The sequence below is a fragment of the Vibrio sp. 1727 genome, from assembly GCF_033344415.1.
Lineage (GTDB): Bacteria > Pseudomonadota > Gammaproteobacteria > Enterobacterales > Vibrionaceae > Vibrio > Vibrio alginolyticus.
In genome coordinates, this window is sequence record NZ_JAWPOT010000021.1 from 36,122 (window position 1) to 54,218 (window position 18,097).

Below are 18,097 nucleotides of genomic sequence, written 5' to 3' on the forward strand. Positions count from 1 at the left end.
AATGGACATACAGTCTGTTGGCAATATCTATCAAAAGCTCAACAAAGCGAACTTACATCTACTTAAGGATATATATCACCAAGATGTAGTATTTGAGGACGCAGCGCATCGTTTAGAAGGATGGCCAGCACTTTCGGATTATTTCACCTCATTATATGCCAACGTCATCAGTTGTGATTTTGTAATCCATGAGCATCAACAAGTCGGAGATACAGGCTTCCTAACTTGGACAATGGACCTTCAGCATCCCAAACTTCAGAAGGGTGCGCCTATTCTCGTCAATGGTGTTTCGCACCTCAAATTTAGCGAAGGTCAGGTCATTTATCACCGAGACTATTTTGATCTCGGAGAGATGCTCTATGAGCATTTACCGTTACTTGGTTCAGTCGTTAAAACCATCAAGCAGAGGTTAGGACAATGAACAACACCATCTTAATCACAGGCGCCACCTCCGGAATAGGAAGACAGCTTGCCCTAGATTACGCGAACTCAGAATGGAATGTGATTGCTTGTGGTCGGAATCAAGATGTTCTTGCAGAACTGGAGGCAGTTTCCTCCAAAATTCATACATTGCAGTTTGATGTGACAAATTATGAGGAAACTCAGCAGGCTCTCTCTAATTTGCCCTTTACGCCAAACACATGGGTTTTTAACGCAGGCGATTGTGAGTACATGGATGAGGGAGTGGTCGACGCGAAACTCATGGCGCGTGTGATGAACGTAAATGTTGTCGGTGTTGCCAACTGCGTTGAAGGCTGCCAAGTGCATTTAGAGAGAGGGCACCGCATTGTTATTGTTGGCTCTATCGCATCAGAAGTGGCACTGCCTCGTGCTGAAGCTTACGGCGCATCCAAAGCGGCAGTCAGTTATTTTGCACGCACGCTCGCCGTCGACTTGAAAAAGAAAGGGATCAATGTGGTAACGGTGTTTCCTGGTTTTGTTGAAACGCCGTTGACTGACAAAAACGACTTCGAAATGCCAATGATCATTTCTACTCAGCAAGCGTCGGACTCTATCAGGAAGCAGTTAGCCGCCAACAAGACCTATATCTATTTCCCAGCGAGATTTACCAGTATTTTACGTTTTATCTCGTTACTTCCATACAGTTGGCAAGCTCGCCTAACTGCTAAACTCGTATCATAAGAAGGAATAAGAATGAAAACAGCAGGAAGAAAGAAGATAGCGATTGTGGGAACGGGAATCTCTGGCCTTACTTGTGGTTATTACTTGCATAAAGAACATGATGTAACGCTGTTTGAAGCGAACGATTACATCGGTGGCCATACTGCAACCGTTGATGTGAGCCTTTATGGTAAAGAATACGCGATAGATACTGGGTTCATCGTCTATAACGACCGTACGTACCCTAATTTCATTAAAATGATGAGCGAGATTGGCGTTGAAGGTCTGCCGACTCAAATGAGCTTCAGTGTCAGAAACGATGGGAACGGACTAGAGTACAACGGCCACACAGTGTCGACATTGTTTGCTCAAAAACGCAACTGGGCAAACCCCAAATTTTATCGATTTATCTTCGAGATACTTCGTTTCAATAAACTTGCCAAGCGCTTCGCTAGCGAGCAATCCTCGCAATCTCAGACGTTAGGTGAGTTCCTTGACGAACACAAATTCAGTGCTTTCTTTACCGATAACTACATTTTACCGATGGGTGCTGCGATTTGGTCGTCGACTTTAGCTGACATGCGCGCATTCCCTCTTATGTTCTTCTTACGTTTCTTCCTCAACCACGGTCTGCTAGATGTGACTAACCGACCGCAATGGTATGTGATTAAAGATGGTTCACGTTCATACATTCCACCATTGACCAAAGGCTTTGCCGAGAATATTCGTCTTAATAGTCCTGTCGAAAAAGTGGTTCGCAACGAAAAAGGGGTTGGCGTTCAAGTTCGCGGAGAAACGCATTGGTTTGATGACGTTATCTTTGCTTGTCACAGTGATCAAGCAATGAGAATGCTAGAGGATATCAGCCCAATTGAGCAGGAAATCTTGGGGGATATGACATACCAAGCAAATGAAGTTGTTCTTCATACCGACTCTGCCGTACTACCAAAACGTAAGGCAGCATGGGCATCATGGAACTACCTATTGGAAGGCAGTGAGGAGGAACAGCAACGCCTCCCTTCGCTCACTTATAACATGAACATTCTTCAGCATATTCAATCAGAACACACGTTTTGTGTAACGTTGAATAGTACTGAGCAAATTAACTCAAATAAAGTCTTGCGTTCGTTCACTTATCATCATCCAGTATTCACCACTGAGTCTATTGCAGCGCAGCAGCGCAAAAATGAGATACAGGGTAAACAAAGTACCTGGTTCTGCGGCGCTTATTGGTACAACGGTTTTCATGAAGATGGCGTGCGTAGCGCGCTTGATGTTGTGAAAGAACTAGAAGAAAAGTACCGCGAACAAAATGTGGTTCCTTTCGAAAAAGGCGCAGCGTGATATGGATAGCCAAATGAACAGCCGATTGTTTATAGGCAACGTTCGTCACCGTCGATTCACGCCGGTGAATCATGAGTTGAACTACTCTTTATTTATGCCCGCCATCGATGTAGACGAGATCGATGCTTTAGAAAAAAAAGTATGGGGTTTTGGTTCGCGTTGGTGGCATTGGGCTCGCTTCAAGCGCAGTGATTACATTGGTGAAGGTAGCGTCAAGTCGGCAGTGCACAGCAAAATTGAAGAACTGACAGGTGTTCGCTGTACCGGCAAGGTAATCGCAGTCTGTCACTTGCGTTATCTAGGACTTTATTTCAGTCCCGTTAATTTCTACTACGTTTATAACACTGAAGGAGAATGGAAGTATCTCCTCGCAGAGGTGAGTAACACTCCTTGGAATGAACGACATTACTACGTGGTGTCAGCAGATAAAGAAGAAGAAAAGTTTGGTTGGGAACAAGTTAAAGCATTCCATGTTTCACCATTCAACCCGATTGACCAACTCTACCGCTGGAGAATTAAACCTTTGACAGACAAGTTGAATATTCATCTTGAATGTCACAAAGGAGAGAAACACTTTGATGCCACCATGGTTATGAAAGCCAAGCCACTTTCAAGCAAAACCTTATTGAGGTGTTTGATCGTTACACCAATACAAACGGTAAAAGTAATGGTTGGTATTTATTGGCACGCATTAAAACTTTGGGTGAAAGGCGCACCTTTTTATTCTCATCCTAAATATTCAACGCATGAAGAAATAGAAGCCGATACTGAAAAAACAGACAAAAAAAATAAAAAGCACAAGGAGAATTCTGCATGTTAAATACTAGTTCTATGACATTGCCGCGTAAATTGACGACAACGCAAAAAGCGGCTCGCGGAGTTATTTTTCAATGTCTGCAAAAAATGGAAATCGGCTGCTTAACAGTTATTGAAAGTTTTAAGACGGAAACGACAGAGCGAAGCGAGCGTTTTAGTGCGCCAAATGGGGAGTACAGTGGTCAACCTGTTGTCGCTACTATAGAGGTAAAACATCCAGGCTTTTATTCACGGATCTTGCAGGGCGGCAGTATTGCTGCTGGTGAGGCTTATATGGATGGGTGGTGGGATAGCCCCGATTTAACCTCATTAATGAAACTGATGGCCCTTAACATGCGTGCTTTAGATAAACTCGAAGAGCAAGGCAGTTGGTTGACTAAAATACTGTACAAGTTCAGTCATTGGTCAAACAGAAACTCTGAAGAGAACTCACGTAAAAATATCCATGCGCATTACGACTTGGGTAACAACCTATACGAAGCGTTCCTTGACACCAATATGCTGTACTCGTCGGCGCTTTACAATCATGCGGATGACTCTCTAGAGCAGGCTCAAATCAACAAAATGGATCGTCTATGTCAGCAACTTGAGCTGAAGCCCACTGATCATGTTGTTGAAATTGGCACTGGTTGGGGCGCTATGGCGATTTACATGGCAGAACAATACGGTTGTCAGGTCACCACAACAACGATATCTGAAGAGCAACACGCGTACGCGGAGCAAAAAATCAAAGAGCGTGGCTTAGAAGACAAAATCACTCTACTCAAAGAAGATTACCGAAACCTAACCGGAACTTATGACAAGCTCGTTTCTATTGAAATGATTGAAGCTGTGGGCAAACAATTCCTGCCTTCGTACATTAAGGTCTGTGAGTCTTTATTAAAGTCCGGTGGCTTGATGGCGATTCAAGCGATTACGATTGCCGATCAGCGTTACGATTACTACAGTAACAACGTCGACTTTATCCAAAAGTACATTTTCCCGGGTGGTTTTTTACCGTCGGTAACCTCACTAACCCAAGCCACAACAAAATACAGTGACTTAGTGACGCGAGACTTGTTCGATATTGGTTTGGACTACGCCAAGACGCTGAACGAATGGCACTTACGTTTTAATCGAGCAGAGAATGAAGTGCGCTCGTTTGGCTACGACGACCGCTTTGTGCGTATGTGGCGCTACTATTTGAGCTACTGTGAAGGTGGCTTTTTGGCTCGCACGATCAGTGCCGTTCACATGACGTTTCAACGCCCGTAGTTCGTTATGAAGGTGTTTCTTGCTTCGACATGGTTCCAACTCTGCTGGTTTGCAGCGGTGCTTGGAACCTATCAATGGCAATGGGTGACGTTATTCCTTACTTTGGCAACCCTACTATATTGTTTGAAAACTGACGCATCTTCGCTCAAAAGTATTGGTGTTATCGCCACGATTGGTCTCGTGCTTGATACATTAAATCAGCAATTTTCAATTTTCATGTTTGCCACTCAATGGTTACCCCTTTGGCTTTTGTGCCTTTGGATTCTGTTCGCCTGGTATGCCTATCAACTCAAGTCAATTTTGTACCGTTTCCCAAAAACCTACGTATCAATAGTAGGCGGTATCGGAGGAACAGCGAGCTACTTTGCTGGCTATAAGCTCCAAGCCGTTGAATTTGGATTTAGCACTGGCGCTACACTGGCAATGTTGTTTGTCGAATGGTGCGTCATGATGCTCTTGATACTCAAGGTGTACGGAAATGGAAAGCTTGAAGAGAGACTTAACTCAGAGACTGACTAGGCTGCTTGCGTTGGTAATAGTAACTGGCTCTTTTGCTCTGCAAGCTCAACCTGTTGGAAATAGCGAAGCTGCCAGCAACATTGCGAATTGGAAGGGATGGAAAACTGTTGGAGAAGCCCAACTTACTTGGTTCATCTTCGATATTTATCACTCAAGATTAAAAGCGCCTGATGGAAAGTTCATCGTAAGCGATGACGTATCGCCACATCCCCTTGCGTTGGAAATTAATTACAAGAGAGACATCAGTAAGCAACAGCTGCTTGATGTGACGGATGAGCAGTGGGCGAAATTGGGTTTTACGGACTCATATCGAAAAGCTTGGATCAGCGAGCTCGATCGTATGTTTCCTGATATTCAAAAAGGTGACGAGCTTACTTATCTAACAGATGGAAAATCTGGTCAGCTGTTTTATAAGCAGGTTGGGGACGTGCAAGTAAAGAACGTTGGCATCATTGAAGACGAACGAATGAACGATGCATTTTTGGCTATATGGTTATCACCCAACACAGAATTTCCGAAACTCCGAAAACAATTGATAGGGCAGGTTAGATAGTGTTTAAACGAATTTTTAAAGCAGCGACTTTAGTGGCAGCTGTTTTTCTTTCGGCATGTTCCGCAGACATTGATAATTACCGCTCTTCTACACCGACTTTTGACGTATTCGGTTATTTCGAAGGCGACATAAAGGCGTGGGGGATGGTGCAAGATTATACCGGACAGCAAACGCGTCGCTTTGAGGTCGATATAGTGGGTACTGTAGCGGGTGATACGCTGACGCTGGTGGAAGACTTTGTGTTTGATGACGGAGAGGTGGACCAGCGAATTTGGGTTATCACTAGATTAGAAGACGGTCGTTATGAAGGTAAGGCAGACGATATTATAGGTGTAGCAACAGGGGAAGAGCAGGGCAATGCGCTACAGTGGCAATATGACTTTGAGCTACAAATGGAGGATTCATCAGTGACAGTTGCTTTTGATGATTGGCTTTATCGTCAGGATGACAGACACGTTTTCAATCTAACGAAAATAAAAAAGTTTGGTGTGGAAGTAGGAACAATAACCTTGTTCTTCCAAAAGCAGCCATAACAAATGGGGCTGATCTTCAATTAATAATCCATTCCATATAACTAAAATCATTTTCTCCCGACCTAACTCTCCTAACTAAAAAAGGTTGACGCTTTCGCGTCAACCTTTTAGGTATCTGGTCGTTACAGGAGGATTACAGCTTATCTGTCAGCTCGATTGCTTGACCGATATAGTTCGCTGGCGTCATCTCTTTCAGACGTGCTTTCTCGTGCTCAGGAAGCTCAAGACCGTCGATGAAGTTACGCATTGCTTCGCCGTCTACACGCTTACCACGAGTTAGCTCTTTCAGCTTCTCGTATGGCTTCTCGATGCCGTAACGACGCATAACTGTTTGTACTGGCTCAGCTAGTACTTCCCAGTTCTTGTCTAATTCAGCAAGAAGCGCTTCACGGTTTACTTCTAGCTTGCTGATGCCTTTAAGCGTAGAAGTGTAAGCGATGATAGCGTAGCCAACACCAACACCAAGGTTACGTAGAACCGTTGAGTCAGTTAGGTCACGTTGCCAACGAGAGATAGGCAGTTTCTGTGCTAGGTGGCCGAATACAGCGTTCGCAAGACCTAGGTTACCTTCTGAGTTTTCAAAGTCGATTGGGTTAACTTTGTGAGGCATTGTTGAAGAACCGATCTCACCAGCAATAGTTTTTTGCTTGAAGTGGCCTAGTGCAATGTAACCCCAAACGTCACGGTCGAAGTCAATCAGGATAGTGTTGAAACGAGCGATAGCATCGAACAGCTCAGCGATGTAATCGTGCGGTTCGATTTGAGTTGTGTAAGGGTTCCAAGTTACGCCTAGAGACTCTGTGATGAACTCTTCAGAGAACTTGTGCCAATCTAGCTCTGGGTAAGCAGAAAGGTGTGCATTGTAGTTACCTACTGCACCGTTGATTTTCGCTAGGATCTCAACGTTTTCGATTTGCTTGAATTGACGCTCCATACGGTACGCCACGTTTGCCATTTCTTTACCCATAGTAGATGGAGAAGCAGGCTGACCGTGTGTACGAGATAGAAGAGGAATGTCGCGGTATTCCACTGCTAGTGCTTTGATAGCGTCGATTAGGTTACGGATTTCTGGAAGAATCACGTTCTCACGCGCTTCTTTAAGCATTAGAGCGTGTGATGTGTTGTTGATGTCTTCAGAAGTACATGCGAAGTGGAAGAACTCGTTTACTGCGTGCAGTTCAGGAACGTCTGCTACTTTCTCTTTTAGGAAGTACTCAACCGCTTTTACGTCGTGGTTAGTTGTACGCTCGATCTCTTTGATACGGCGTGCATCTTCTTCAGAGAAGTTTGCAGCAAGGTCGTCTAGGAATTGGTTTGCTTCTGCGCTAAACGCTGGCACTTCTGCAATTTCAGCAGTAGCAGCAAGCTTTTGTAGCCAGCGGATTTCAACGATAGTACGGTACTTTAGTAGACCGTATTCACTGAAAATTTCGCGTAACGCAATTGTCTTGCTTCCGTAACGGCCGTCTACTGGTGAAACAGCAGTCAATGCTGACAGTTCCATGATGTTCTCCTGAATTGGGTTTCTAAATTTCGTGAGCTTTATACCAATAACTGTGGCAATTGTCACGAATATTGCGCAAACGTTTGCGCGAGATTTGTTTTAGTCGAAAAAAATGAGCTCGCGATAAACGCGAGCTGCTTATTTGATATTTTACTACAGACGAGCAAGAAGGATTTGTGCTTGCTCTACCATCTTCTTGCGCCCGAAGATTAGGTGGCGACGCTTACCACCAACTTGACGCCAAAGAACTGCACTACGAATGCCAGATAACAACAGCGCACGAACTTTGTGTTGGCTTGCCGTCTGCTGCAGTACAGATGGCGTGCCTGTTACTTGAATGCGTGGGCCAATAGGGCTAACGACATCCAGATAGATGCTCGCTAAATTGCTGATCATTTGATCGTCTAGTAGCTCAAAGTGCTCTGACTGACGCTTGGCCATTTGAATACGATCACCAAGCTGAGACATAGCATCGTTACGAGAGCTTAACTTACGCTCTAACGCCATTAAACTAATAATGTAACGAGTAATTTCACTGCCTGATGGTGTGCTATCAATCCCTTTAACCAAGCATTCTAGGCCGAGCTTTAGATCGGCTTCGCGACCGAATACGCCAACTGTGTTAGCAGGGTTCGTGCTCAAAATAGCGTTGATTGATGTTTCAAAAGCATCTTGATCACAATGTCCGTTTCTCGCTACCTGTTGAACTAAAGCAACAGCTTGGCAAATCCCAGCGAAAGCGATAGTACGGTCATAAAGTGTATTCGCCACGTAACGACTCCTAAGCTTGAGAATATTTAATGCGTTGCTCGATGATGCCGCCACCTAGGCACACGTCACCTTTGTAGAACACTGCTGATTGACCTGGAGTTACAGCAATTTGTGGCTCGTCAAAGATAACTTTAATGTTTTCATCATCGATAGGGATGATTGTACAAGGAATATCTTCCTGACGGTAACGAGTTCTCACTGTGCACTTCATAACATCGCGAATTGGCTCACGATCTACCCAATGAAGTTGTGATGCAAGTAGACCTTCTGATTTCAACATTGGATGGTCTTTACCTTGAACAGCAATCAAAACGTTACGTTCTAGATCTTTCTCACCAACGAACCATGGGTCCTCGTTACCACCGCCGCCTTTACGGCCACCGATGTGTAGACCTTTACGCTGACCAAGTGTGTGGTACATCAGGCCTTGGTGTTGACCAATCACTTCGCCTTCTGGCGTCTCGATATTACCAGGCTGAGCTGGAAGGTAGCGACCGAGGAATTCTGTAAACTTGCGTTCACCGATGAAACAAATACCAGTTGAGTCTTTCTTCTTAGCGGTAATTAGATCTTGTTCTTCCGCAATGCGGCGCACTTCTGGCTTCTCTAGATCACCAACAGGGAATAGGCTACGTGCGATTTGCTCGTTGCTTAATGTGTACAGGAAGTAGCTTTGATCTTTGTTGCCATCTAGACCACGCAGCATCTGTGGTTTTTCACCATTTTCTGGGAAAGAGCGACGCACATAGTGGCCCATTGCAATGTAATCAGCATCAAGTACTTCATCAGCGAATTCTAGGAATGCTTTGAACTTGATTTCTTTGTTACAAAGAATGTCAGGGTTCGGAGTACGGCCAGCTTTGTATTCAGCAAGGAAGTACTCAAATACGTTATCCCAGTATTCGGCAGCAAAGTTGATAGTGTGTAGGTGGATGCCTAGCTTGTCACATACTGCCTGAGCGTCAGCAAGATCTTCTGCCGCTGTACAATATTCTTCGTTGTCATCTTCTTCCCAGTTCTTCATGAAAAGGCCTTCTACTTGGTAGCCTTGCTGCTTTAGAAGATACGCGGAAACAGATGAATCAACGCCGCCGGACATACCGACGATGACTTTCTTTTGGCTGTTATCAGACATTACTAAACACCACTTAAATAAACGGGATGCAGATTCTATCAGAATCCACAGACCGGTGACAGATCCGAGATCGAAATCACAATTCGTTTCGCTGGATTTTTCTTCAACAAAGATTCGAACGAGTAATTTCGCAAGTATAGAAGAGGTATATATGGCATAGTTGGCCAAAATCCAAGAGGAAACACCAAATGACAGAAGAAAACCAATTTATGCAAGAAAGTGAGTTGATTGAAATTGTTGAAAATCAGCTCGAAGATGGTAACCCGCTTAAAGTAAAAGAAACCCTTATGCGTTTAATGATGACTGGCACACCACGTGAAGATGCGGTTGCGATGATGGCATGTGCGATGTCAATTGAGATTTTTGATGTAATGAAGAATGAAGGTGAGTTCAACCTAAAGCGTTATAGCGAGCACCTTGAGCAACTACCAGATCTCAGCTTTATGGAAGGTGAATAAGCCACCTAAAAGAAAAAAGTAGTCAGCAAACGTTTGCTATAATCGCTTTTATTGCTGCTTTATTATTAGCGGTATAGAATCCGCTCTCCTTTTCATCCCCTTACTCAGACTGACAATATGAAATTTCCTGGACAACGCAAATCGAAGCACTATTTTCCTGTTCATGCTCGTGACCCGCTGGTGAGCCAAGCACAAGAAAGCAAGAAGATGACGCGCACTCACATCATTGGTATTGACCAAACCTTGGTTGATATTGAAGCAAAAGTTACAACGGATGTGATTGAAAAGTACGGTCTGAGTAAAGGTCACTCTCTGGTTATCGATGACGAAAGAGCAGAAGAGTTATACCAGCAACTGAAAGAAGAGAACTTGATTACCAATGAGTATGCGGGCGGTACAATTGGTAACACGCTACATAACTACTCCGTGCTAGCGGATGATCGCTCCACACTACTTGGAGTGATGAGCCAGGATATTAAGATTGGCAGCTACGGTTACCGTTATCTTTGTAATACATCAAGTCGCATGGATTTGAACTACCTACAAGGTGTAGATGGTGCAATTGGCCGTTGTTTTGCTCTTATCACAGAAGACGGTGAACGTACTTTTGCTATCAGCGAAGGGCAAATGAACCAACTCCATCCTGATAGCATTCCAGAGAAAATCTTTAAAAATGCATCAGCACTTGTACTGACGTCATATCTAGTACGTTGCAAAGACGGCGACCCAATGCCCGAAGCAACAATGAAAGCGATTGAGTACGCGAAAAAGAATGATGTGCCTGTTGTTCTGACTTTAGGCACAAAGTTTGTTATTCAAGATGACCCTAAATATTGGCAAGAATTCATTCGAGATAACGTTTCAGTCGTTGCGATGAATGAAGATGAAGCAGAAGCACTGACGGGGGAATCTGATCCACTTGCTGCGTCTGATAAAACATTGGAGTGGGCTGATCTAGTATTGTGCACGGCGGGTCCTGTAGGTCTATTTATGGCTGGGTATACAGAAGATAGCGCGAAGCGCGAAACTTCTTTGCCATTGCTTCCAGGGTCAATTGCTGAATTTAATCGTTATGAATTTAGTCGTCCGGCGAAAAAAGACTCATGCGAGGCGCCAATAAAAGTGTACTCGCATATCTCGCCATATATGGGTGGTCCAGAAAAAATTAAGAATACAAATGGCGCAGGTGATGCCGCGTTATCTGCGGTTCTTCATGATATGGCAGCAAATAAATACCATAAAGAAAATGTGCCTAATTCAAGCAAGCACAGTAACGAGTATTTAACTTACTCTTCTTTTTCTCAAGTCTGCAAATACGCAAACCGTGCGAGCTACGAAGTTCTCGTGCAACATTCACCACGATTGTCGCGCGGACTTCCTGAGCGAGAAGATAGCCTAGAAGAAGCATACTGGGAACGTTAATACGAAGCGGTTTAATTAACTATTCTGTAACTAAAGTAAAAGGCGCATTAAGAAATGTGCCTTTTTTATTTGTAATGGTTTAAATAAAAAAGGCTCCCTATGGGAGCCTTTTAAAAATAGCACGGATCTAGATTAGGAACTCATCCAGAGATTTACCTGCATCAAGTTGCTCTTGAATCGCCGAAGGTGTACGACCTTGGCCAGTCCAAGTTTTCTCATTACCGTTTGAATCTGTGTATTTGTATTTAGCAGGGCGAGGTGCGCGCTTCGCTTTGCCTTTCGTCTTAGTTTCGCCAGATAGCGCAGTAATAAGTGCTTCTACGTCAATACCGTCTTGAGCGATTTTCTCAGCAATCTCTGCAAGCTTAGCTTCTTGCTCTGCTTGTGCTGCGCGTTCTGCTTCTTCTGCTTCACGACGCTCATCTACGACAGTAGTGAGTTTATCTAGAGCTTCTTCCAATTGTTCTAGAGTCAGCTCACGAGAAAATGCACGAAGGCTACGGATATTTAGAAGGGTTTTAGTCAGCTCTGACATAACGATTCCTATTAAAAGGTTAATGTGTTGGGCACTTTTTATCGTTACGATTAAATAATGCCAATCTATAAATAAACAAAGAGTCCTTATATTTAACTTTATCTTTTCCTTATGTGCAAATGCTAAATCAAGATTTTGTTTAAATTTGACTATTTTTTAAAGCAATTAATATTATTACACTCGAAATAAATCATTATTAGATGAGAACTAAAATCAACAATCATTATTGTATAGAGAGAGTGACAGCTTGGTTTTTTATAAAAAAATTTGAGTTATTACTTAAAAATATGAAGCATCCATCTTTAATGGTGTGTCATATATCCTTAATTTATTGATATAAGATAAACCATGATATTTCTAAGGTGGTAATAATGTTTCATAAATAACATGATTGATGTGATTTCAGTTGCACAAAACTTATGGAAGTAGGCAAGGTTTATAAATTATCTCAGTCATTATTTATTTGTTTAATTTAGTTTGATGTGTTGCATTGACTCTCATCATAAGTACAATGGCTGCCACCTGATGCAATATTGCAGACAATTTGTTGTTAATTTGTACAGTTAGTGGTTAATTGTTTGTTGTTGCCGTAGAGGCGCGGTCTCGAAGAGTAGCTATTATTGGGGTGATGCCAATGAATAATAGTGGAAGGCGAAGATTGCCGAAGTAAGTAACTCATCAAAGTTACTTGCTGGGGTTGTATCTGAAAGGAACAACACTGCCATAGTATATATTCACATTAAACTATGGAGCGCTACTGTAGGGTTGGGTGGAGTGTTCGCTTCCCTGTCGCTAAGTTCAACATGAGCACGTATCGTATGCTACGTGACTTGTCTGCAGTAGATCTCTAGCCAAACTTTGGTTTTTGAAGATCATGAATTTAATAGATTTTTCTAGTTCTCCTGTTTCATTATTGCCACCTATTGTCGCTTTGACTTTGGCGATTTTGACTCGACGTGTATTAGTTTCCTTGGGTGTAGGTATCGTGCTAGGTGCGGTGCTACTTAATAGCTGGTCTATCAGCGACACCGCAGGTTACGTCAGTTCTCAAGTTTCTTCTGTCTTTATTGAAGATGGCGGAATTAACACTTGGAACATGAGCATTGTTGGTTTCCTAATCTTATTAGGTATGACAACAGCTTTATTAACGCTATCTGGCGGTACTCGTGCTTTTGCTGAATGGGCACAATCTCGAGTGAAGAGTAAACGCGGCTCCAAACTTCTTGCCGCCTTTTTAGGCGTATTCATTTTTGTCGATGATTACTTTAATAGCCTTGCTGTTGGTGCGATCTCTCGCCCAGTAACCGATCGCTTTTATGTGTCTCGCGCTAAGCTTGCGTACATTCTAGACTCAACCGCTGCTCCAATGTGTGTAATTATGCCTGCTTCTAGCTGGGGTGCTTACATTATTACTATTATTGGCGGAATCTTAGTCTCACATGGGATCACAGAGTATTCGGCTCTTGGCGCATATGTTCGTCTTATCCCAATGAACTTCTACGCCGTTTTTGCGCTGCTAATGGTGTTCGCTGTTGCGTGGTTTGGTCTTGATATTGGTAAAATGCGTGAGCATGAGATCTCTGCATCGCAAGGTCGTGGCTTTGATAAAGACAAAGAAAATGACTCGCAAGAAGCGCATGACCTAAACGAAGAGCTAGATATCCGTGAAAGTGAAAAGGGTAAAGTGTCAGATTTGATACTTCCTATCGTGACGCTGATTATCGCGACTATCGCTTCAATGCTTTACACGGGTGGCCAAGCATTGGCTGCTGATGGTAAGGAGTTTGCGCTTCTTGGTGCTTTTGAAAATACAGATGTAGGTACATCACTAATCTACGGTAGCTTGCTTGGCTTAGCAGTTGCACTGTTTACTGTTGTGAAGCAAGGTCTACCAATGGCTGAGATCGCACGTACACTTTGGATTGGTGCTAAGTCTATGTTTGGCGCGATTCTAATCTTAGTATTTGCCTGGACCATTGGTTCTGTTATCGGTGATATGAAGACAGGTACTTACCTTTCGACAATGGCGCAGGGCAACATTAACCCGCACTGGCTACCAGTTATCCTATTCTTGTTGTCTGGCCTAATGGCATTCTCAACAGGTACTTCATGGGGTACGTTCGGCATTATGCTACCAATTGCGGGTGACATGGCTGGCGCAACAGACGTAGCGCTAATGCTACCGATGCTGAGTGCGGTTTTAGCTGGTGCGGTATTCGGTGACCATTGTTCACCAATCTCAGATACGACTATCTTGTCATCGACGGGTGCACGTTGTAACCACATTGATCACGTATCAACACAGCTACCTTATGCATTATCAGTCGCGCTTGTTTCATGCGTCGGCTTTATTGCCCTTGGTATGACTGCTTCAATAGCGTTCTCGTTCATTGCAGCGTCGATAACATTCGTTATCGTTTGCGCTATTTTGTCATGGCTTTCAAAGTCTAAAATAGCGTCTTGCCAGAGTGCGTAATTCACTGATTTAAAAAGTGAAATTGTAGGAGGCTTCGGCCTCCTTTTTTATTTGTATTATACAATTCGAATTTTTTTAAAATTAAGGGTTGAAAAAAGTAATCAGCTTGGTTAGTGTGGTTGGTAACAAAGCAAATGAGAAGAGCCTTGAAATAAGTATGCGTAATATTGTAATTAACATTCATCACCATCATCACCCAATCTAGTCTTTCGGGCGATGTACGCATACCCGGGAGGCAGGAAACTCCCGGAGGTAAAATCAAAGTAAAAGCAGATTTTAAACCCTCGGGAGACTTCAATCTCCCGAGGGTTTTTTAGTTTTATTAGTTTGAAAAATACTTAGATATCAAAATCTTGCATAGGGACAAAGCAATGCAAACACAACGTTTAAGAATCGCAATTCAGAAAAAAGGTCGTCTTAGCAAAGAGAGTCAAGCTCTACTAAAACAGTGCGGCGTAAAGTTCAACGTAATGGGCGAGCGTTTAGTTGTCCATTCTGAAAATATGCCAATTGATTTACTCTTGGTTCGTGACGACGACATCCCAGGTTTAATTATGGATGGCGTGGTTGACCTTGGCTTTATTGGCGAAAATGAGCTAGAAGAAGTTCGCCTTGACCGCAAAGCATTAGGTGAACCCTGCGAGTTTGTTCAGCTTCGTCGACTTGATTTTGGTGGCTGTCGTTTATCTATCGCAATCGACAAGGACGAAGAGTACAACGGTCCACAAGACTTAGCTGGCAAGCGTATTGCTACAACGTATCCTCAACTTCTAAAAGCGTACATGGATGAAGCCGGCGTTCCATTCTCTACATGTATGCTGACAGGCTCTGTAGAAGTTGCGCCTCGCGCGGGTCTCGCTGATGCTATCGCTGATTTGGTTTCTACAGGTGCAACACTGGAAGCGAACGGCCTTAAAGAAGCTGAAATTATCTTCAAATCAAAAGCGACATTGATTCAACGCACAGGTGAGTTCGACGCAGACAAAGTGGCGCTAATCGAAAAGCTGTTAACTCGCATGCAAGGCGTGCAGCAAGCGAAAGAATCTAAGTACATTATGCTTCACGCCCCAGCAGAGAAGTTAGATCAAATTAAAGCACTACTGCCAGGTGCTGAAGACCCAACTGTTCTTCCTCTTTCTGCAGATAAGCAGAAAATGGCTGTTCACTTAGTGAGTTCTGAAAACCTGTTCTGGGAAACAATGGAACAGCTGAAAGAGTTGGGCGCAAGTTCAATTCTCGTTCTACCAATTGAAAAAATGATGGAGTAAGCATCATGAGAACAGTCGTTTGGCAATCATTAAGTGAGAATCAGCAAGACTCTATTTTGGAGCGCCCTGCTATTGCAGAAGGTGCCAATATCACCACTGCTGTGGCCGAAGTTATTGCTAAAGTTCGAGAAGAAGGTGACTCTGCTCTTATTGAGCTGACAGAAAAGTTTGACCGTGTTAAACCTGAATCCATTCGTGTTTCTTCTCAGGAAATTAAGGCAGCGTCAGAGCGTTTGTCAGAGTCAATGAAGAGCGCACTAGAGCAAGCTTACGCCAATATTTCTAAGTTCCACAAAGCGCAAAAGCCGCAACCGATCAAGGTGGAAACCCAGCCAGGTGTCCTTTGTGAACAAGTAACACGCCCAATTCAAAAAGTGGGTTTGTACATTCCTGGTGGCAGTGCGCCTTTGCCATCGACTGTTTTGATGCTCGGCGTTCCTGCAAAAATTGCAGGTTGTCGTAAAGTCGTTCTTTGTTCTCCACCGCCAATCGCTGATGAGATCCTTTATGTCGCGAAGCTGTGTGGCATTGATGAAGTGTACAACGTCGGTGGTGGCCAAGCAGTTGCTGCAATGGCTTATGGCACCGAGACTGTATCGAAAGTAGATAAGATCTTTGGTCCGGGCAACGCTTACGTGACCGAAGCAAAACGACAGGTTAGCAATGATTTCCGCGGTGCTGCGATTGATATGCCAGCAGGGCCATCAGAAGTTCTTGTGATTGCCGATGAAACCGCAGATGCAGGCTTTATCGCTGCGGATCTTTTGAGCCAAGCAGAACACGGTCCTGATTCTCAAGTGGTATTGGTGACTCCTTCTCCTGTGATTGCTGATCAAGTGACGGATGCGGTTCAACGTCAGCTTAAGGAGCTATCTCGTGCAGACATCGCAGAAAAGGCTCTGGCATCAAGCTTGATCATTATTTCCGAGTCGATGACGCAGTCAGTTTCTATTTCCAATTACTACGGTCCTGAGCACTTGATTGTTCAGACTAAGAACCCTCGTGAGCTTCTACCTCTACTTGATAATGCAGGCTCTATCTTCCTTGGGGATTGGTCGCCTGAATCTGCGGGAGATTACGCATCGGGGACTAACCACGTCCTTCCTACTTACGGTTACACACGTACTTATTCAAGCTTAGGTTTGGCGGATTTCTCTAAACGAATGACGGTTCAGGAGCTTTCTGCTGATGGTTTAAAGAACCTTGCACCAACGGTAGTCACGATGGCTGAAGCAGAAGGTCTGGACGCTCACAAACGTGCTGTTACTATCCGCGTAGAAAAATTAGCAAGTAAGTAAGAAAGAATAAGAGAGTAATGAGATGGAAAAGCTAGCGCGTAAACAAGTCCAACAGCTTACCCCTTATATGTCGGCTCGCCGAATCGGTGGTACGGGTGACGTATGGCTAAATGCCAACGAATCACCATTTAACAATGAATACAAAACAGACTTTGCTCGTCTTAATCGTTACAGCGAATGCCAACCGAAAGAACTGATTTCCGCTTACGCAGCGTATGCGGGTGTGAAACCAGAACAAACACTGACTTCTCGCGGCGCAGACGAAGGTATTGAGTTGTTAATTCGTGCATTCTGTGAGCCGGGCGAAGATGCGATTCTTTACTGCCCTCCAACTTACGGTATGTACGCCATCAGCGCTGAAACCATTGGCGTTGAGCGCAAAACCGTGCCGCTAACCTCAGATTGGCAACTCGATCTTGCTGGCATCGAAGCTAATCTGGATAACGTGAAGCTGGTTTTTGTATGTTCGCCAAACAACCCAACAGGTAACTTAGTTAAGCGTGAAGACATTGTCTCTCTGCTTGAGATGACAAAAGACCGTGCAATCGTGGTGATGGATGAAGCGTACATCGATTTTTGTCCAGAAGCGTCAACGGTAGACCTACTGGCGCAATACCCGAACCTTGCAATTCTGCGTACTCTGTCGAAAGCTTTTGCGCTTGCAGGTCTGCGTTGTGGATTTACGCTTGCGAACGAAGAGCTTATTAATGTACTTCTTAAAGTTATCGCACCTTACCCAGTCCCAGTTCCAGTGGCAGAAATTGCGACTCAGGCGCTTTCGGAAGCTGGTTTAGCGCGAGCGAAGTTTCAAGTTCTCGATTTGAATGCAAACCGTGCTTACTTGCAAGTTGGCCTTTCAATGATTCCGGGCTTGGAAGTGTTTGAAGGGTGGGGGAACTACCTATTGGTGAAATTCCCAGATGGCGATGACCTTTTCAAAGCGGCTTGGGATACGGGCATTATTTTGCGTAACTCGCCAATTGAAAACTGTGTGCGTATCAGTGTGGGTAACCGTGACGAGTGCGAAAAAACGCTTGGATTTATCAGAAACTACTACGCATAAATAGAGACAGAATTTATCGCTCTCGC

Annotated in this window: 18 protein-coding genes, 1 riboswitch and 1 other annotated feature; of the genes, 14 read left to right on the forward strand and 4 right to left on the reverse strand. The window is 43.9% G+C overall.

Going from position 1 to position 18,097, the window contains the following annotated elements:
• Position 1: 1 nt before the first annotated feature.
• From R8O10_RS18695 to R8O10_RS18730, 8 genes are read left to right on the forward strand one after another with little or no spacing between them, the layout of a single operon-like run.
• Positions 2-421, forward strand: a complete 420-nt coding sequence (locus tag R8O10_RS18695; protein ID WP_005378211.1) for a nuclear transport factor 2 family protein — start codon at positions 2-4, stop codon at positions 419-421.
• Complete coding sequence (locus R8O10_RS18700; RefSeq protein ID WP_005378209.1) at positions 418-1,143, forward strand: SDR family oxidoreductase; 726 nt, start codon at positions 418-420, stop codon at positions 1,141-1,143. Before R8O10_RS18695 ends, R8O10_RS18700 begins: the two co-directional genes overlap by 4 nt.
• Positions 1,144-1,155: 12 nt before the next feature.
• Complete coding sequence (locus R8O10_RS18705; protein ID WP_318191643.1) at positions 1,156-2,466, forward strand: NAD(P)/FAD-dependent oxidoreductase; 1,311 nt, start codon at positions 1,156-1,158, stop codon at positions 2,464-2,466.
• A 1-nt stretch (position 2,467) separates the two neighbouring features.
• Entirely contained in the window at positions 2,468-3,286 is an 819-nt protein-coding gene (locus R8O10_RS18710) for a DUF1365 domain-containing protein (RefSeq protein WP_213907820.1), read from the forward strand.
• Positions 3,280-4,536 carry an SAM-dependent methyltransferase gene (locus R8O10_RS18715; protein ID WP_017821710.1) on the forward strand — a complete coding sequence of 419 codons (1,257 nt, stop codon included), beginning with the start codon at positions 3,280-3,282 and terminating at the stop codon, positions 4,534-4,536. The genes R8O10_RS18710 and R8O10_RS18715 overlap by 7 nt, the downstream gene beginning before the upstream one ends.
• A 6-nt stretch (positions 4,537-4,542) precedes the next feature.
• Positions 4,543-5,055 carry a DUF2878 domain-containing protein gene (locus R8O10_RS18720; RefSeq protein WP_158173782.1) on the forward strand — a complete coding sequence of 171 codons (513 nt, stop codon included), beginning with the start codon at positions 4,543-4,545 and terminating at the stop codon, positions 5,053-5,055.
• Complete coding sequence (locus tag R8O10_RS18725) at positions 5,015-5,608, forward strand: chalcone isomerase family protein (RefSeq protein WP_158173783.1); 594 nt, start codon at positions 5,015-5,017, stop codon at positions 5,606-5,608. The genes R8O10_RS18720 and R8O10_RS18725 overlap by 41 nt, the downstream gene beginning before the upstream one ends.
• A complete protein-coding gene (locus R8O10_RS18730) occupies positions 5,608-6,141 on the forward strand; it encodes a DUF3833 domain-containing protein (protein ID WP_137281853.1) in 534 nt (177 codons plus the stop codon). The genes R8O10_RS18725 and R8O10_RS18730 overlap by 1 nt, the downstream gene beginning before the upstream one ends.
• A 133-nt stretch (positions 6,142-6,274) precedes the next feature.
• Here the strand turns inward: R8O10_RS18730 and purB are convergent, their stop codons facing one another.
• From purB to mnmA, 3 genes are all read right to left on the reverse strand, one after another.
• Entirely contained in the window at positions 6,275-7,645 is a 1,371-nt protein-coding gene (gene purB, locus R8O10_RS18735) for an adenylosuccinate lyase (RefSeq protein WP_005378198.1), read from the reverse strand.
• 153 nt (positions 7,646-7,798) lie between these two features.
• Positions 7,799-8,416 carry a high frequency lysogenization protein HflD gene (gene hflD / locus R8O10_RS18740; RefSeq protein ID WP_005378194.1) on the reverse strand — a complete coding sequence of 206 codons (618 nt, stop codon included), beginning with the start codon at positions 8,414-8,416 and terminating at the stop codon, positions 7,799-7,801.
• 10 nt (positions 8,417-8,426) lie between these two features.
• Entirely contained in the window at positions 8,427-9,551 is a 1,125-nt protein-coding gene (gene mnmA / locus R8O10_RS18745) for a tRNA 2-thiouridine(34) synthase MnmA (RefSeq protein ID WP_318191644.1), read from the reverse strand.
• A gap of 188 nt (positions 9,552-9,739) precedes the next feature.
• On the opposite strand from mnmA, the gene R8O10_RS18750 reads away from it, so the two are divergent.
• Positions 9,740-10,009 carry a hypothetical protein gene (locus tag R8O10_RS18750; RefSeq protein ID WP_005378190.1) on the forward strand — a complete coding sequence of 90 codons (270 nt, stop codon included), beginning with the start codon at positions 9,740-9,742 and terminating at the stop codon, positions 10,007-10,009.
• A gap of 117 nt (positions 10,010-10,126) precedes the next feature.
• Positions 10,127-11,431 (forward strand): inosine/guanosine kinase, encoded by a 1,305-nt coding sequence (locus R8O10_RS18755; protein WP_132936560.1) that lies wholly within the window; start codon positions 10,127-10,129, stop codon positions 11,429-11,431.
• Positions 11,432-11,558: 127 nt separating this feature from the next.
• Here the strand turns inward: R8O10_RS18755 and R8O10_RS18760 are convergent, their stop codons facing one another.
• Positions 11,559-11,966 carry an H-NS family nucleoid-associated regulatory protein gene (locus tag R8O10_RS18760; protein ID WP_005378185.1) on the reverse strand — a complete coding sequence of 136 codons (408 nt, stop codon included), beginning with the start codon at positions 11,964-11,966 and terminating at the stop codon, positions 11,559-11,561.
• Between the two features lie 582 nt (positions 11,967-12,548).
• A riboswitch (Lysine riboswitch) is annotated at positions 12,549-12,731 on the forward strand.
• Positions 12,732-12,840: 109 nt separating this feature from the next.
• Here R8O10_RS18760 and tet(35) point away from each other — a divergent pair.
• The 4 genes from tet(35) to hisC all read left to right on the forward strand — a co-directional run bounded on the left by tet(35) (position 12,841) and on the right by hisC (position 18,071).
• Entirely contained in the window at positions 12,841-14,442 is a 1,602-nt protein-coding gene (tet(35), locus tag R8O10_RS18765; protein ID WP_005378182.1) for a tetracycline efflux Na+/H+ antiporter family transporter Tet(35), read from the forward strand.
• 180 nt (positions 14,443-14,622) lie between these two features.
• Positions 14,623-14,760, forward strand: a sequence feature (His leader region).
• A 53-nt stretch (positions 14,761-14,813) separates the two neighbouring features.
• Positions 14,814-15,710: an ATP phosphoribosyltransferase gene (hisG, locus tag R8O10_RS18770; protein WP_005378180.1), complete on the forward strand. Its 897-nt coding sequence runs from the start codon at positions 14,814-14,816 to the stop codon at positions 15,708-15,710.
• Positions 15,711-15,715: 5 nt separating this feature from the next.
• On the forward strand, positions 15,716-17,008 hold the full coding sequence (gene hisD / locus R8O10_RS18775) for a histidinol dehydrogenase (RefSeq protein WP_318191645.1): 1,293 nt from the start codon (positions 15,716-15,718) through the stop codon (positions 17,006-17,008).
• A 22-nt stretch (positions 17,009-17,030) separates the two neighbouring features.
• Entirely contained in the window at positions 17,031-18,071 is a 1,041-nt protein-coding gene (gene hisC, locus R8O10_RS18780; protein WP_017634689.1) for a histidinol-phosphate transaminase, read from the forward strand.
• Positions 18,072-18,097 lie beyond the last annotated feature (26 nt).